This is a genomic window from Streptomyces sp. NPDC006197 (genome assembly GCF_040613865.1).
Taxonomy (GTDB): Bacteria; Actinomycetota; Actinomycetes; order Streptomycetales; family Streptomycetaceae; genus Streptomyces.
In genome coordinates, this window is record NZ_JBEXSZ010000182.1 from 1 (window position 1) to 15145 (window position 15145).

Here is a 15145-nt window from a genome sequence, read left to right on the forward strand (position 1 = left end):
GAGGCAGTGGGGTCTCCCCTGTTCGAGCGAAGCCGAGAACTTGGGGAAGGAGCGTTGTCGACTGACGACAACGCGGCGAGGCGCGGTGCCAGGCGCCGCGAGCCCGGCCTGATCGGCAAGACACCCCCTAGGGGCTGCCGGGGCGATGGTGGGACGCCCCAGCAGGCTGGTGCAGGGTGTCCCAGGGGCCCCGAAGGAGACGGAACCGAGGGAGCCGATCGCCGCCGGGTTGCCGGTGGCGTTCCGCAGCGCGGCTGACGCGGTCGACTTCGAGCACGTCATGATGAAGCCGTTCATGACGAACGCCGTGTGCCCGGTGCTGACCATGGTGGCGTCGGCAGGCGACGGGCTGACGGTCCAGACCGTCGAGGCCACCGCCGAGGCGGGGCTCACGGCCAGGGTCAAAGCGGCCGAGGCCGCCGCGGTATCGACGGCGAGTTTGCTGAACGGCTTCGTCATGACTCGGGGAGTCTCCTCGGGGAGCGGCCGGCGGCTGGTGGCGCGCACAGGCCCGCGCCCGCCCGGCCGGGGTCGCCGGTCGGACGGACGCGGATTCCTGCGTCCTTACGGGTTGGAACCGACGATCGTCGGGATGGTGCTGGTCCCCGCCACCTTGAAGAGGTACGTGCCCTTGAAGGTGGGCTTGGCACCGACCGGGACGGCCGAACCGCAGCCGCTCGACGAGACGACGGTGAGCTCGCCCGAGAGGCTGTTGACGGCGAGCGCGCCCGTCGAGTTGGTGTACGTGCTGGACGCCTTGCCCGTCACGCGGAAGACACAGGCGCCGACCGTCACCTTGGCGTCGACGTTGCCGACGTAGCCCTTGGTGACGCCGGTCGAAGCGGTGTAGTCCTGCGCCACGATCGTCCACGGGGTGGTCGCGACGGTGGTCACGGGACCCAGCACGCTGGTGCAGGGCGTCCCGCTGGCGCCGAAGGCGATGGAGTTGATGGTGCCGACGGTCGCCGGGTTGCCGGTGGTGCTCTGACCCGTGCCCGCACCGTTCGACTTCGTACACGTCATGGCGATGCCGTTGACGCTGAGGACGATGTTCCCGCTGTTGACCGCGGTGATGCTGGCCGGGGACGGGCTGACGGTCCAGACCGTGGACGCCACCGCCGACGCGGGGCTCACGGCCAGGGCGAACGCGGCCGAGGCGGCTCCGGCGACGACGGCGAGGTTTCTGATCGGCTTCTTCATGGCTCTGGGACTCTCCTTGGGGATTGACCGGCAGAGGGTGGCCGCGGTGGGGGTCGAGCGGCCGGCGGCCCGACATTTCCCGGCCGCGGAACCAGACGTTACTTGCGGGAAACTTAGCTGAACAATGGCGCAGCCCATGATTCTTTGAAGAGCTCGAATTGCCTGTCAAGCGGGTGAGCGATGGCGTGAATCCCCTTGGTTCCGGGGTGCGTAATGTCGACATTTATGATCGATCGGACAAGCGCGGGCGGCGGGTTGGCGCGTGATGCGCCCTTGTGGGGTCGGAGAATCGACCCTTTGCTCTTGCCGGTGACAGTCCAGCGGGCGGAACTGTCTCCCGACTGACAGATATCCCGTCGTCTGATTTCGGTCCGCGAAAACTCCGATTCCGGTATTGCCGTGAGAGGTTACTCGGCCGTAACGTTCCCCGGGCCGACGCTCGATCGCAGGTCGGCGCGGCAATCTGTCTCCGGGGAGACAAGAGTCGAAGCCGACTTTGTCTTCGCGGTGACAACTGCCGGAGCGGATCAAGGATTTTACGCCACACCTATTGTCCGGGTGATCCGCACCGGTTTACCGTGCGCCCGCGGCGCACGCCCCGACGCACGCTTGCTGGAGGTGGGATGGGAATCGAAGTAGTCGTTGAGGGGCTGACCATGTCCTTCGGCAAGCAGAACATCTGGCAGGACGTGTCGCTGACCCTGCCGGCCGGAGAGGTCAGCGTGATGCTCGGCCCTTCCGGTACCGGGAAGACCGTCTTCCTGAAATCGCTCATCGGGCTGCTCAAACCCCAACAGGGCCGTGTCCTCATCAACGGGGTCGACATGGTCAGCAGCCCCGAACGGGACATCTACGAGACCCGGAAACTCTTCGGCCTCATGTTCCAGGACGGCGCCCTCTTCGGCTCCATGAGCCTCTTCGACAACATCGCCTTCCCCCTGCGCGAGCACACCCGCAAGCGGGAGTCCGAGATCCGGCGCATCGTCATGGAACGGATCGAACTCGTCGGCCTGCTCGGCGCGGAGGACAAGCTGCCGGGCGAGATCAGCGGCGGCATGCGCAAGCGCGCCGGACTGGCCCGAGCGCTCGTGCTCGACCCCCAGATCGTCCTGTGCGACGAACCGGACTCCGGGCTCGACCCCGTCCGCACCGCCTACCTGTCCCAGCTCCTCATCGACCTCAACGCCCGGATCGACGCGACGATGCTGATCGTCACCCACAACCTCGACATCGCCGCCACCGTCCCCGACAACATGGGGATGTTCTTCCGGCGCAGGCTCGTCACCTTCGGCCCCCGAGAGGTGCTCCTCACCAGCGACGAACCGGTCGTCACCCAGTTCCTCGCCGGTCGCCGCGAAGGCCCCATCGGCATGTCCGAGGAGAAGGACGCCGCCCTCCTCGCCGCGGAGGCGGCCGGCCCCGCGAGCCACCCGACGGGACCCCGCGACATCGTCCCGCAGCTGGAACCCTCACCCGGCCTGCCGCCCCGCGCGGCCGTCACCCGACGGCGCGAGCGCGTCCTCGGCATGCTCGACCAGCTGCCGCCCGCCGCCCGCGCCGCCATCCGCGACACCTACGCGCGCGGAGCCGCGGCACCCACCCTGACCATGCCGGCCACCGGGAGCGGCTCGTGATCACCGGCGCGCTGCGGCAGACCGGCCGCCTCTTCGCCCTCGCCGCCGAGGTGAGCCGGGCCGTCTTCCGACGACCCTTCCAGTTCCGGGAGTTCGTCGAGCAGTTCTGGTTCGTCGCCAGTGTCACCATCCTGCCGGCCGCGCTCGTCTCCATCCCGTTCGGCGCCGTCATCGCCCTCCAGGTCGGCTCGCTCACCCAGCAGCTGGGCGCCCAGTCGTTCACCGGCGGCGCGAGCGTCCTCGCCGTCATCCAACAGGCCAGCCCCCTCATCGTGGCCCTCCTGATCGCGGGTGCCGGCGGCTCCGCCATCTGCGCCGACCTCGGCTCCCGCAAGATCAGGGAAGAGCTCGACGCGATGGAGGTCATGGGCGTCTCGCCCGTCCAGCGACTGGTCGTCCCACGCGTCCTCGCCACCATGGCGGTCGCCGTGCTCCTCAACGGGATGGTCTCCGTCGTCGGCACGCTGGGCGGCTACTTCTTCAACATCGTCCTCCAGGGCGGCACCCCCGGCGCGTACCTCTCCAGCTTCTCCGCCCTCGCCCAGCTGCCCGACCTCTACATCAGCGAACTCAAGGCGCTGGTCTTCGGGTTCATCGCCGGCATCGTCGCCGCCTACCGCGGGCTCAACCCCCGCGGCGGACCCAAGGGCGTCGGCGACGCCGTGAACCAGTCCGTCGTCATCACCTTCATGCTGCTGTTCTTCGTGAACATGGTGCTGACGGGCATCTACCTGCAGATCGTCCCGCCGAAGGGGGGCTGACGGCGATGGCCTCCCCGTTCGTCTGGCTCGACCGCTCCGGTGACCAGCTCCTCTTCTACGTCAGGGCCCTCCTCTGGATCCCGCGCACGCTGCGCCGCTACCTCAAGGAGGTCCAACGGCTGCTCGCTGAGGTCGCCTTCGGCTCCGGCGGCCTCGGCGTGATCGGCGGCACCATCGGCGTCATGATCGCGATGACGCTGTTCACCGGCACCGTCGTCGGACTCCAGGGCTACGCGGCCCTCGAACAGATCGGCACCGCCGCCTTCACCGGATTCGTGTCCGCCTACTTCAACACCCGCGAGATCGCCCCGCTCGTCGCCGGACTCGCCCTCTCCGCGACCGTCGGTGCCGGATTCACCGCCCAACTGGGCGCCATGCGCATCAACGAAGAGGTCGACGCCCTCGAAGGCATGGGCATCCGCTCCATGCCGTACCTCGTCACCACCCGCATCATCGCGGGCGTCGTCGCCATCGTCCCGCTCTACGCGGTCGGCCTGCTCTCCTCCTACCTGGCCTCCCGCTACGTCACGGTGCTCTTCAACGGCCAGTCCCAGGGGACGTACGACCACTACTTCAACCTCTTCCTGTCACCGACGGACGTCCTCCTCTCGGTGCTGAAAGTGCTGATCTTCAGCGTGATGGTGATCATCGCCCACTGCTACTACGGCTTCCGCGCCTCCGGCGGACCCGCCGGCGTCGGCATCGCCGTCGGCCGCTCCGTACGCAACGCCATCGTGCTGATCAGCGTCACCGACTTCTTCCTGTCGCTGGCCCTCTGGGGCGCGACCACGACCGTGAAGGTGGCGGGGTGAGATGAGCGACTCCACGGCCGAAACCCTGCGCCGCCGGCTCGCCGGCATCGTCTTCCTGCTCGTACCCGTCCTGCTCGCCTCGCTGGCGGTCGCCGTCTACGACAAACGCTTCACCGACTCCGACCCGATCGTCGTCGAGACCGGCAGCGTCGGCAACGAGATGCACCTCGGAGCCGAGGTGAAGCTGCGCGGCGTCGTCGTCGGCGAGGTCCGCGCCATCGACGCCACCGACGGCGGGGCCCGGCTCACCCTCGCCATGCGGCCCGGAACCCTGCGCCACGTCCCCTCCGACGTCCGCGCGCAGATGCTGCCCACCACCCTCTTCGGCGAACGGTTCGTCGCCCTCGTACCGCCCGGAAACCCCTCCACGCGGCCGCTCGGCCCCGGCGACGTCATCCCGGAGGACCGGTCGAGCAACGCCGTGGAACTCCAGCAGGTCCTCGACAACGTCCTGCCCCTGCTCACCGCCGTCCAGCCGCAGAAGCTGTCGGCGACCCTGTCCGCCGTCTCCCGCGCCCTGGAGGGACGCGGTGACAAGCTCGGCGAGACCCTCGCCCAGCTCGACGCCCACCTGCGTGAGTTCAACCCCCATCTGCCCGCCCTCACCCGCGACCTGAAAGAACTCGTGAAGGTCAGCCACCTCTACGCGGACGCGGCCCCGGACATCGTCACCGCGCTCACCGACTTCACCACCACCAGCGGCACCCTCGCCGAGAAGGAGGGCGCGTTGGCCGGCACCTTCGGCGCCACCACCCGGACGGCCCAGGACCTGACCGCCTTCCTCCGGCAGAACAAGAGCAACATCATCCGGCTCAGCGCCACCGGCAGGCCCACCCTGGAACTGCTCGCCGAGTACTCCCCGTCCTTCCCCTGCACCCTGCGCACCCTCGCCCAGTTCGTGCCCGCGATGGACAAGGCGCTCGGCAAGGGCACCGACCGGCCCGGACTGCACGTCGAGGTGACCACCGTCCCCTCCCGCGGCGCCTACGTCCCCGGCCGTGACACGCCCTCGTACGGCTCCGGCGGCGGCCCGCACTGCTATCCCGTGCCCTACCTCGGAGTCCCGGTCAAGCCCGCCACCCGGGCCTCCGCCGCGGCCGACCAGGACCTCGGCCCCGCCAACTCCCCGCAGGAGAACGACCTCGTCAACGAACTGCTCGCGCCCGCGGCGAAGAAACGGCCCGGCGACCTGCCGGACTGGAGCAGCCTCCTCGCCGGCCCCGCGTTCCGCGGCGCGGAGGTGACCCTCCGATGACGACACGACCCAGCCACACGCGACGGCGCGGCCTGACCGGGACCGTGCTGAAGTCCCTCGCGTTCGTCCTGGTCACCGCCCTCGCCACCACCGTCCTCGGCTTCAGCATCGCCAACACCGGCGTCGGCGCCGAGACCCGCTCGTACAAGGCGCTGTTCACCGACGTCACCGGGCTCGTCGAGGGCGACTCCGTGCGCATCGCCGGAGTGAAGGTGGGCGAGGTGACCGACGTGCGCGTCGTCGAGCGGCGCACCGCCCAGGTCACCTTCACGGTCCGCGAGGACCGCACCCTGCCCCGGTCGGCGACCGCCGCCGTGAAGTACCTCAACATGGTCGGGCAGCGGTACGTCTCCCTCGGCCAGGGCGCCGGCGACCTGACCGGAACCCTCGGCGCCGGGGACACCATCCCGCTCGACCGCACCACCCCCGCACTCGACCTGACCCTGCTCTTCAACGGCTTCAAGCCACTCTTCGAGGGACTCTCGCCCGCGGACGTCAACGACCTCGCCGGCTCCCTCGTACAGGTCCTCCAGGGCGAGAGCGGAACCGTCGACAGCCTCCTGCGGCACATCGGCTCCCTCACCCGGACCGTCGCCGCCAAGGACAAGGTCATCGGCGAGGTCGTCACCCACCTCAACACCGTCCTGACCACCCTCAACACCCGCGAGGCCGGCTTCAACGACCTCGTCGTCACCCTCCGGAAGCTCGTCACCGGCTTCAACACCGACCGCAAACCCCTCGGCGAGGCGGTCAAGGCCATCGGCGACCTCACCACGACGACCGCCGGCCTCCTCCAGGAAGGCCGCGCACCCCTCAAGAAGGACATCCGCGAACTGGGCCGACTCTCGGGCACCCTCGGCGACCACACCCCCGCCATCGAGTCCTTCCTCGCCCGCACCCCCGGCAAGTTGTCGGCCCTCGCCCGGCTCTCCTCGTACGGATCGTGGTTCAACCTCTACCTCTGCGAGGCGCGCGTGAGCGGCGTGGGAACCTCCGACGGCTCCAAGCCGCCGACCGGCATCGCCGTGACCGAGACGAGGTGCCGCGGATGAGCCCTCGCCCCCGGCTGAAGCCGGTCAAGGAGCGCAACCCCGTCGCCGTCGCCCTCGTCGGACTGCTGGTCCTCGCCCTCATGGCCGTCCTCGCGTACAACGTGGAACGGCTCCCCCTCGTCGGCGGCGACACCGCCTACAGCGCCGACTTCACCGAGGCCGCCGGACTCGACGCCGGCGACGAGGTCCGCATCGCGGGGGTCAAGGTCGGCAAGGTCACCGAGGTCGCCCTCGACGGGCCCAAGGTCAAGGTGACCTTCGAGGTCGGCGACGCCTGGATCGGCGACCGGTCGACCGCCGCCATCGCCATCAAGACCCTCCTCGGCGAGAAGTACCTGGCGCTCGACCCGCTGGGCTCCGCACCCCAGGACCCGGGAAGCAGCATCCCGCAGTCCCGCACCACCTCCCCGTACGACGTGACCCAGGCCTTCCAGGACCTCAGCGGCACCGTCGACGCCATCGACACCGAGAAGCTCGCGGAGAGCTTCCGGACGATCTCCGACACCTTCAAGAACTCCCCGCCGCACGTGCGCAACGCCGCCACCGGCCTCTCCGAGCTGTCGAAGTCCGTCTCCAAGCGCGACACCCAGCTCGCCCGGCTCCTGGAGAACAGCAAGAAGTTCACCAAGACCCTCCAGGACAAGAAGTCCAGCTTCGAGATCCTCCTGGAGGACGGCGGCTCGCTCCTCGGCGAGCTCAGGAAGCGCCGCGAGGCCATCCGCGCCCTGCTCAAGGGAAGCCGGGACCTCGGCACCGAACTCAGCGGCATCGTCGGCGACAACAACCGGCAGCTCGGCCCCACCCTGAAGGCCCTCAGCCGCGTCACCGGCGTCCTGGAGAAGAACAGCGGCCAGCTCGACAAGACGCTCGCGCTCATAGGCCCCTACTACCGGCTCGTCGGCAACACCCTCGGCAGCGGCCGCTGGTTCGACAGCTACCTGTGCGGCGTGGTGCCCCGCACCTATCTGCCCGAGGCCTCGCAGCCCAAGACCGGATGCCTCCCGCCGAAACAGACGGCGACGGCCAAGGGGAGCGGTGAACGATGACCAAGCCCAGAAAGCCCCTCGTCGCCGGGCTCGCCCTCGCGGTGCTCGCCGCCTGCGGCCTCGTCGCCGTCAACGCCCTCGACGACGACGGCATCCGCGTCACCGCCTGGTTCGACCGGGCCGTCGGCATCTACGCCGGATCTGACCTGCGCGTCCTCGGCGTCCGCGTCGGAGAGGTGGAATCCGTGGAGCCGCAGGGCACCCGGGTACGCGTCGGACTCCGCCTCGACGAAGGCGTACGCGTCCCCGCCGACGCACGGGCCCTCGTCGTCGCCCCGAGCATCGTCGCCGACCGGTACGTCCAGCTCACCCCCGCCTACAGCACCGGCCCCGCCCTCGCCGACGGCGCCCAGCTGCCCGCCTCCCGCAACCGCACCCCCGTCGAGATCGACCAGCTCTACGACTCGATCACCGAACTGAGCAAGGCACTCGGCCCCGACGGCGCCAACTCCGCCGGAGCCCTCTCCGAACTCCTGGACACCGGAGCGAAGAACCTCAAGGGCAACGGCACGGCCATCGGCACCTCCATCGAACAGTTCGGCAAGGCCGCCAAGACCCTCGACGGCAGCAGCGAGAACCTGTTCACCACCCTCGGCCAGCTCCAGACCTTCACCACCATGCTGAAGAAGAAGGACGGCGACGTCCGCACCGCGCAGGAACGCCTCGACGAGGTCGTCGGCTACTTCGCCGAGAACAAGGACGACCTCGCCGGCGCCCTGAAGGAACTCGGCAAGGCCCTCGCCCAGGTCAAGACCTTCATCAAGGACAACCGCGGCGAACTGAAGAAGAACATCGACCGGCTCGTGCCCCTCACCCAGACCCTCGTCGACCAGCGGGCCTCCCTCGCGGAGGCGCTCGACGTCGCCCCGCTCGCCGCGGGCAACGTCGTCAACGCCTACAACAAGGACACCCGCACCCTCGACGGCCGCGCCAACCTCAACGAGATCAGCATGGGCGGGCCGCTGCTCCCGCTGCCGGTGACCGGCGGCTCCTCCTCGGCCGGTACCCGAGAGGGGCAGCGATGAACCGGGACACCCCGCCCTCCCGCAAGGCCCTCGGGGCCGGAGCCGCCGGAGCGGTCGCGCTCGGCCTCGGCCTCGCCGTCGTCCTCGGCGCGATCCCCGCGAACCCCGTCCGGTTCGACGGCATCGAGGACCTCCCGCTGCCCGGCGGCGCCGACCTCGGCTCCCACCCCTACACGGTCACCGCCGAAATCGACGACGTCCTCAGCCTCGTGCCCCAGTCCGCGGTCAAGGTCAACGACGTCGCCGTCGGCCGCGTCACCGCCATCGATCTCGGCACCGGTAACTGGACCGCCCGCGTCACCCTGAAGATCAACGGCGACGTCCGGCTCCCCGCCGACGCCGGCGCCCGCCTGGAACAGTCCAGCCTCCTGGGCGAGAAGTACATCCAGCTCGTCGCCCCCCGGAAGGACAGCGGCGGACACCTCACCGACGGCAGCGTCATCCCGCTCGCGCGCACCAACCGCAACACGGAGGTCGAGGAGGTGTTCGGCGCGCTGTCCCTGCTGCTCAACGGCGGCGGCGTCAACCAGCTCAAGACCATCACCCGGGAACTCGACGCGGCGCTCGGCGGCCGCGAACCCGAGGTCCGCTCCATGCTCGACCGCGTCAACACCCTGGTCACGAACCTGGACGCGCACCGCGGCGACATCACCCGCGCCCTCGACGGAGTCAACCGGCTCTCCGCCACCCTCGCCGGCCGCAAGAAGGACGTCGACACCGTCCTCACCGGCCTCTCGCCCGGCCTGAAGACCCTGGAGAACCAGCGGGGCTCGCTGCTGACCATGCTGCGCGCCCTGGACACCCTCTCCGGAGTCGCCGTCAGCACCGTCGACGCGAGCAAGAAGGACATGGTCGCCGACCTCAAGGCCCTCGCCCCGACCCTGACGGCACTCGCGGACGCCGGTGCCGACCTGCCCGAATCGCTCCAGGTCCTCCTCACGTATCCCTTCACCGACGAGGTCATGCGCGGCATCAAGGGCGACTACCTCAACACCTATCTGCACCTCGCCGCCGCCCCCGGGACCGAGGTGATCCCGCCCCTCATCCCCAGGACCGAACCCACCCCATCGCCCTCCCCGTCGACCCCGGACCCGGCACCGGCCTCGCGCGACCGGGAGGGAACGAACCGCGGCACCCAGAGCCCGCCATCGACGCTGCCGCTGCCCCCGGTCACCGCGACGGCGCCCACCACCACACCCAAGGACGGAGGCGAGAAGCCGTGATCACCCGCACCGTACGGCTGAAGAACCTCGCGTTCCTCGTCATCGCCGTACTCGTCCTCGGCTTCGTCGGCGTCCGCTACGCCGACCTCGGCCGCTACGCCGGCGTCGCCGACCACTACACCGTCCGCGTCCACCTCGCCCGTACGGGAGGGCTGTTCACCCACTCCGACGTCACCTACCGCGGCGTCTCCGTCGGCCGCGTCGGAGCCATCGACCTCACCGCCGACGGAGTCGTGGCCGAACTGCGCATCAAGAAGTCCGCCCCCCGCATCCCCGCCGACGCCCGAGCCGTCGTCGCGGGCCTCTCCGCCGTCGGCGAGCAGTACATCGACCTGCGACCCGAGAGCGACGGCGGGCCCTACCTCGCCGACGGTGCCCGCATCGAACAGTCCGACACCGAGGTGCCGGCACCCGTCACCGACGTGCTCGCGAGCATGAACGACCTCACCCGCTCCGTACCCCTGGACTCCCTGCGCACGGTCGTCGACGAACTCGGCAAGGCCTTCGAGGGACACGGCGACGACCTCCAGGTCCTCCTCGACAACGGCAGCAGGTTCGTCCAGGCCGCCGACCGCTCCCTGCCGGCCACGACCCGGCTCATCGACGACGGCGAGGTCGTCCTGCGCACCCAGGCCGACGAGGGCCGCGCCATCCGGGACTTCGCCACCGGCGCCCGCGACCTCGCCGCCACCCTCAAGGGCTCCGACGCCGACCTGCGCCGCCTCCTCGCCGTCACACCTGACGCGACCGGCCAGGTCAGCGGCCTCCTGCGCGACCTCGACCCCAGCCTCGGCGTCGTCCTCGCCAACCTCCTCACCACCTCGGAGATCGCCGTCACCCGACAGCGCGGCACGGAGGAACTCCTCGTCAAGTTCCCGGCGGCCGTCTCGGCGGGAGCCACCACCGTCGACGGAGGACACGTGAACTTCGGCATGGCCGTCACCTTCTTCAAACCACTGCCCTGCACCTCCGGATACGGCGGGACGCGCTACCGCAACGGACTCGACCTGGGAACCGCGCCCGCCCTCAACACCGGAGCCTCCTGCACCTCCCCGGCCTCCACCGGCGTCAACGTCCGCGGCTCGGCCCACGCCCCCGGAAGCGGCGGCGTGCCCACCCCGGCCCGGCCCGGCTCCCTGCCCTCCGGCAGCGCGCGCACCACGACCGGCACGCAGCCGGACCTGCCCGGCGCGCTCGCGCTGCCCGGCCAGACCGGAGGCCCGACGGACATGGCCGGCCTCCTCGGCCTCGGTACGGGGAGTACGCGATGAGGCGCGCGAAAGCCCTGGCCATCGGCGCCCTCGTCATCGCCCTCGGCTTCTGCGGGACCGGTGCCTGGACCTACGCCCGGGCCCGCACCGACGAGGAGCTCGCCTTCAGCCGGGAACGCGACACCGCGCTCGCCGAGGGCCGCAGCCGTCTCACCGTCCTGAACACGCTCGACGCCTCGACCCGCGAACGCGCCGAAGCGGGCATCCGGGCCTGGCGCGACGCCTCCACCGGAGCACTCCGCACCGAACTGGGCCGCACCCGGCCCGCGGTGGGCGCCTCGGCCCGCGCCACGGTCACCGAGGCCGCGCTCACCGCACTGGACGCCAGAGCCGGTACGGCGAAACTCATCGCGACCGTACGCGTCGACGTCACCCCGCGCGGAGCCGCCGCGACCACCGACCGCAAGCGCCTGGAGGCTGTCCTGACCCGCACGGGCGAGAACACCTGGAGGGTCGCGGCGCTGAGCGCGGTACCCGTCACGGAGGCGGAGAAGGGCGAGAAGGGCGAGAAGGGCAAGGAGGGCGGGGACGAGTGACGCGACTGCTGCGGACGGCAAGAGGCGAGGACACCGGGACCGACGAGGCCCCGGAGGCGGACGCGAAGCCGGCCCCGGACGAAGGCGCGCGGACGACCACGGCCGAAGAAGCCGGGGCCACCACGGAGCCCTCGGACGAGCCTGCGAAGGCCGGCACGGACGAGGACACGACGCGGGCCCCGGGCGCGGACGGCGCCGCGGACGAGCATGGGAGCGCGGACGAGCACGGGAGCACGGACAAGTCCCGCGGCCGCCGTCCCGCCGGCGCGTGGCGGAAGGCCGCCCTGACCGCCGCCGTCACCGCCCTCCTCCTCGGCGGAGCCGGGTTCCACTACGCCGCCCACCAGCTCCGTTCGGCACCGTCGGCGCGCAACCACGCGCTCACCGACACCGAGACGACCACCCGCGTCAGCGGCGACGTGGCCGAAGGCCTCGCCCGGGTCTTCTCCTACACGCCCGCCGACACCGACGCGGCGGAACGCTCCTCGCGCACCGTGCTGGCCGGGCGCGCCGCCCGCCAGTACAGCGACCTGCTCGCCCAGGTCCGCACGAACCTGGTCGAGCAGCGCCTCACCCTCTCCACCCAGGCCGTCCGCACCGGGGTGATCGAACTCGACGGGGACAGCGCGCGCCTCCTCGTCTTCCTCGACCAGACCTCGCGGCGCGACAGGGCCGCCGCCACGACCGCCGCGGCCCAGCTCACCGTCACCGCGAAGTACCAGGGAGACCGGTGGCTGATCGTCGACATCAAGGCCCGCTGACGATGAGCGGGAGACGGGAGAACCCCATGACACGCCAGGTCCGCGCCTCGGCGGGCAACCGGCCGGCCCTGGCCGTGGCCCTCGTGCTCACCCTGGTCGCGGGCGGCTTCGCCGCCTGGGAGGGCCGGAGCTGGTACGCGGCGGCCCACGACGACTCCGCGGCGTACGCCGCGCAGCGCGACCGGGCGCTCGCGGCGGGGGAGCAGGCCGTGCAGAACCTCAACACGCTCGACCACCGACGCGTGGACCAGGGCCTCGACCTCTGGGAGACCTCGACGACCGGCGAACTCCACCAGCAACTGGTCGACGGGCGGGACGAGTTCACCAGCCAGGTGAAGGCGGCGAGGACGGTGACCACGGCCCGGGTGCTGTCCGGCGCCGTCACCGAACTCGACGACCGGGCCGGACGGGCCCGGCTGCTCGTCGCGCTGCGCGTCACCGTCACGACGCCCGACAGCAAGAGCACGGAGAAGGACAGCCGCATGCTGGGAGAGCTCACCCGCACCGACGGCCAGTGGAAGCTCAGTGGTCTGGGGCAGGCCCCCGTGGGCGGCACGGCGACCGGCTGACCGGGCCGCCGTCCCGTACGCGAGAGCCGCCAGCACCCGAAAGGACACGCACGATGCCGACGCCCCGTCACCACCTCAACCGCCAGCGCCGTCGCCGGGCCCTCGCCGACCAGCCGGCCGTTGCCAGGGCCCACACGACCGTCGGCCTCCTGCCCGAACCCGACTCCCGCCCCGGGCGGCGACCGGCGGTGAAGCCCGCACGAGAAGCGACCGAGGCACCGGCGGGGGAAGCGACCGAGGACCGCCCGGCCGCCACGAGGGCCACGAAGGGCGGGGGACGCGGTCTCGCTCCCCTCGTCGTCCTGTGCGTCCTGACCCTCCTGCTCGGAGGCTTCGCCGGATGGGCGCACAGCAGGGCGGGAGGGCTGCGGGACGACCCCGCCCGCGGCAACACGGCCCTCACCGACCTCGCCCGTACCAGCGAGATCAAGGGCCGGACCGCCGCGGCCGTCGCCGCGCTCTTCTCGTACGACCACGCCGACACGGGGCCCTTCGAACGCGCCGGGAAGACCCTCCTCACCGGCAAGGCCGTGGCCCAGCACCGGACGCTGTTCGGCGGGGTGCTCGCCCAGGCGGCCCGGCAGAAGACGGTGATCACCACGACGGTCACCGACAGTGCGGTCGAGCGGATCGACGGCGACCGCGCCCGGGTCCTGGTCTACGCCGACCAGAGCAGCGTCAGCACGGCCGGCGGCGGCAAGCAGCAGACGAAGGCCCAGGACCAGGGCGTCTACGCGGGCGCCATGTTCGCCCTGGACGTCGTGCACCGCGACGGACGCTGGCTCGTCGAGAACATCGACACCTTCGGCCGCTGAGCCGCCCTCACGGGAACGAGGGAGAACGCGGAGCCCACCGGCCCGCCCGTTCCTCGACCTGCTCGGCGCGTACGGAACGTCGTGGGGGCCGCGCGAGGAGCACCGGCGCTGACGCCGCTCGCCCCCCGCGGTCCCGGGCAGGGAGGGTGGCCCCGGATCAGGGGCGGTGCCGCACGAAGCTGAGGTAGGCGAAACCCTCGCCTTCGCGCGGCGCCCGGGTCCAGGACCGGGTGGTGAAGGTGCGGAGCCTGCCCCGGGTCAGTGCGAAGCGGGGCAGTGACAGCCCGAGCGCGGTGTGCAGGGCCTCCAGGAACCGCCGTCCGTCGTCCGCCGCGCTGTCCTCCGGGCGGAACAGCCGGGCCGGGTCCAGCTCCTCGGGGATCGTGCTGGAGCGCTGTACGTCCGCGTCCCGGACGCGGCAACGCCTCCCGCAGCACCCGCCAGGCGGCGTCGGTCTGCCCCCAGCGGGCGGACTTCCGGGCCTCCGCGACGGCCCGGCCCCACGGACCGGGAGGTGTGTAGCGGTAGGTGCCGTCCCTCATCGTGCCCAGTACGGTCTCGGCGGTCTCCCGGTCGGTCCCGCGCGCGGTCATCATCCCGAGCCAGTGCTCGTCCCCGCCCAGCCGCCATTCGCCGCGGGCCGGCGCCATGGCCTGCACCGGGAGGAGCTCGGGCAGGTACAGCGGGTCGGCAACCAGCAGGTGGCCGTAGTCCCGGGCGCTGTCCGGAGCGAGCAGATGCCGCATCTGGTCCAGCAGGAAGGCGCTCCGGGGCCGTCCGAAGGACCTCGCCTCCTCGAGCAGGGGCAGCGCCTCCTCGTACCGCCCGCGCAGGGCGAGCAGGCGGGCCGCGTCCACCTGGCCGTCCTGGAAGCGCGTGGTCGCGTTCACGAAGTCGGGGTTCCCCGCCCGATCGCCGTGGAAGCCTCGGTACATGGCCTCCATGTACGCGCGGAACGACGGGTAACGGTCGGGCAGTTCACCGCTCCATCCCTTGTACACGCAGAGCGCCCACTCGCCGTCCTGATCGCTGTCGCCCGGGTCGAGGAGGGCGTGCGACATGTCGGATTCCGTCTCGATCCGCAGCGCCCGCTGCCACATCCCGGCTGCGACCGGTTCCAGACCTCCAGCCAGAGGGTCCAGTGCGGGTCGCGGGGCCCGTCGGGCACGTACACGTCGACGTACC

At 71.2% G+C, this 15145-nt stretch carries 14 protein-coding genes and 2 pseudogenes; 13 read left to right on the forward strand and 3 right to left on the reverse strand.

From position 1 onward, the window contains the following. Together ABZ318_RS35245 and ABZ318_RS35250 are read right to left on the reverse strand one after the other, a co-directional pair. Positions 1 to 459: pseudogene (locus ABZ318_RS35245) on the reverse strand (hypothetical protein); the annotation flags it as partial. 105 nt (positions 460 to 564) lie between these two features. Next, entirely contained in the window at positions 565 to 1200 is a 636-nt protein-coding gene (locus tag ABZ318_RS35250; protein ID WP_356906508.1) for a hypothetical protein, read from the reverse strand. Positions 1201 to 1823: 623 nt separating this feature from the next. Between ABZ318_RS35250 and ABZ318_RS35255 the strand changes: the two genes are divergently transcribed. From ABZ318_RS35255 to ABZ318_RS35315, 13 genes are read left to right on the forward strand one after another with little or no spacing between them, the layout of a single operon-like run. Further along, complete coding sequence (locus ABZ318_RS35255; RefSeq protein WP_356906509.1) at positions 1824 to 2834, forward strand: ATP-binding cassette domain-containing protein; 1011 nt, start codon at positions 1824 to 1826, stop codon at positions 2832 to 2834. Next, on the forward strand, positions 2831 to 3595 hold the full coding sequence (locus ABZ318_RS35260) for an ABC transporter permease (RefSeq protein ID WP_356906510.1): 765 nt from the start codon (positions 2831 to 2833) through the stop codon (positions 3593 to 3595). The genes ABZ318_RS35255 and ABZ318_RS35260 overlap by 4 nt, the downstream gene beginning before the upstream one ends. Before the next feature lie 5 nt (positions 3596 to 3600). Next, positions 3601 to 4407, forward strand: a complete 807-nt coding sequence (locus ABZ318_RS35265) for an ABC transporter permease (RefSeq protein ID WP_030689715.1) — start codon at positions 3601 to 3603, stop codon at positions 4405 to 4407. A gap of 1 nt (position 4408) precedes the next feature. Next, positions 4409 to 5662 carry an MCE family protein gene (locus tag ABZ318_RS35270; RefSeq protein ID WP_356906511.1) on the forward strand — a complete coding sequence of 418 codons (1254 nt, stop codon included), beginning with the start codon at positions 4409 to 4411 and terminating at the stop codon, positions 5660 to 5662. Then, complete coding sequence (locus ABZ318_RS35275; protein ID WP_356906512.1) at positions 5659 to 6714, forward strand: MCE family protein; 1056 nt, start codon at positions 5659 to 5661, stop codon at positions 6712 to 6714. The genes ABZ318_RS35270 and ABZ318_RS35275 overlap by 4 nt, the downstream gene beginning before the upstream one ends. After that, positions 6711 to 7760, forward strand: a complete 1050-nt coding sequence (locus ABZ318_RS35280) for an MCE family protein (RefSeq protein WP_356906513.1) — start codon at positions 6711 to 6713, stop codon at positions 7758 to 7760. The genes ABZ318_RS35275 and ABZ318_RS35280 overlap by 4 nt, the downstream gene beginning before the upstream one ends. Next, complete coding sequence (locus ABZ318_RS35285) at positions 7757 to 8785, forward strand: MCE family protein (RefSeq protein ID WP_356906514.1); 1029 nt, start codon at positions 7757 to 7759, stop codon at positions 8783 to 8785. Before ABZ318_RS35280 ends, ABZ318_RS35285 begins: the two co-directional genes overlap by 4 nt. After that, positions 8782 to 10008, forward strand: a complete 1227-nt coding sequence (locus ABZ318_RS35290) for an MCE family protein (RefSeq protein WP_356906515.1) — start codon at positions 8782 to 8784, stop codon at positions 10006 to 10008. Before ABZ318_RS35285 ends, ABZ318_RS35290 begins: the two co-directional genes overlap by 4 nt. Beyond that, a complete protein-coding gene (locus ABZ318_RS35295) occupies positions 10005 to 11279 on the forward strand; it encodes an MlaD family protein (RefSeq protein WP_356906516.1) in 1275 nt (424 codons plus the stop codon). Before ABZ318_RS35290 ends, ABZ318_RS35295 begins: the two co-directional genes overlap by 4 nt. Then, entirely contained in the window at positions 11276 to 11815 is a 540-nt protein-coding gene (locus ABZ318_RS35300; protein ID WP_356906517.1) for a hypothetical protein, read from the forward strand. The genes ABZ318_RS35295 and ABZ318_RS35300 overlap by 4 nt, the downstream gene beginning before the upstream one ends. Continuing rightward, entirely contained in the window at positions 11812 to 12576 is a 765-nt protein-coding gene (locus ABZ318_RS35305; RefSeq protein ID WP_356906518.1) for a hypothetical protein, read from the forward strand. Before ABZ318_RS35300 ends, ABZ318_RS35305 begins: the two co-directional genes overlap by 4 nt. Positions 12577 to 12602: 26 nt before the next feature. Continuing rightward, the gene (locus ABZ318_RS35310) at positions 12603 to 13145 is read left to right on the forward strand and encodes a nuclear transport factor 2 family protein (protein ID WP_356906519.1); all 543 of its coding nucleotides are present in this window, start codon (positions 12603 to 12605) and stop codon (positions 13143 to 13145) included. A 53-nt stretch (positions 13146 to 13198) separates the two neighbouring features. Beyond that, positions 13199 to 13960 carry a hypothetical protein gene (locus ABZ318_RS35315; protein WP_356906520.1) on the forward strand — a complete coding sequence of 254 codons (762 nt, stop codon included), beginning with the start codon at positions 13199 to 13201 and terminating at the stop codon, positions 13958 to 13960. Positions 13961 to 15065: 1105 nt separating this feature from the next. On the opposite strand, the pseudogene ABZ318_RS35320 reads toward ABZ318_RS35315, so the two are convergent. Further along, positions 15066 to 15145, reverse strand: a pseudogene (locus ABZ318_RS35320) (transcriptional regulator); the annotation flags it as partial.

Bases quoted from the DNA above. Each gene is read 5' to 3' on its own strand.
- ABZ318_RS35250 (WP_356906508.1), bottom strand. From the start codon at position 1,200: ATGAAGAAGCCGATCAGAAACCTCGCCGTCGTCGCCGGAGCCGCCTCG.
- ABZ318_RS35255 (WP_356906509.1), top strand. From the start codon at position 1,824: ATGGGAATCGAAGTAGTCGTTGAGGGGCTGACCATGTCCTTCGGCAAG.
- ABZ318_RS35265 (WP_030689715.1), top strand. From the start codon at position 3,601: ATGGCCTCCCCGTTCGTCTGGCTCGACCGCTCCGGTGACCAGCTCCTC.
- ABZ318_RS35270 (WP_356906511.1), top strand. From the start codon at position 4,409: ATGAGCGACTCCACGGCCGAAACCCTGCGCCGCCGGCTCGCCGGCATC.
- ABZ318_RS35275 (WP_356906512.1), top strand. From the start codon at position 5,659: ATGACGACACGACCCAGCCACACGCGACGGCGCGGCCTGACCGGGACC.
- ABZ318_RS35280 (WP_356906513.1), top strand. From the start codon at position 6,711: ATGAGCCCTCGCCCCCGGCTGAAGCCGGTCAAGGAGCGCAACCCCGTC.
- ABZ318_RS35285 (WP_356906514.1), top strand. From the start codon at position 7,757: ATGACCAAGCCCAGAAAGCCCCTCGTCGCCGGGCTCGCCCTCGCGGTG.
- ABZ318_RS35290 (WP_356906515.1), top strand. From the start codon at position 8,782: ATGAACCGGGACACCCCGCCCTCCCGCAAGGCCCTCGGGGCCGGAGCC.
- ABZ318_RS35300 (WP_356906517.1), top strand. From the start codon at position 11,276: ATGAGGCGCGCGAAAGCCCTGGCCATCGGCGCCCTCGTCATCGCCCTC.
- ABZ318_RS35310 (WP_356906519.1), top strand. From the start codon at position 12,603: ATGACACGCCAGGTCCGCGCCTCGGCGGGCAACCGGCCGGCCCTGGCC.
- ABZ318_RS35315 (WP_356906520.1), top strand. From the start codon at position 13,199: ATGCCGACGCCCCGTCACCACCTCAACCGCCAGCGCCGTCGCCGGGCC.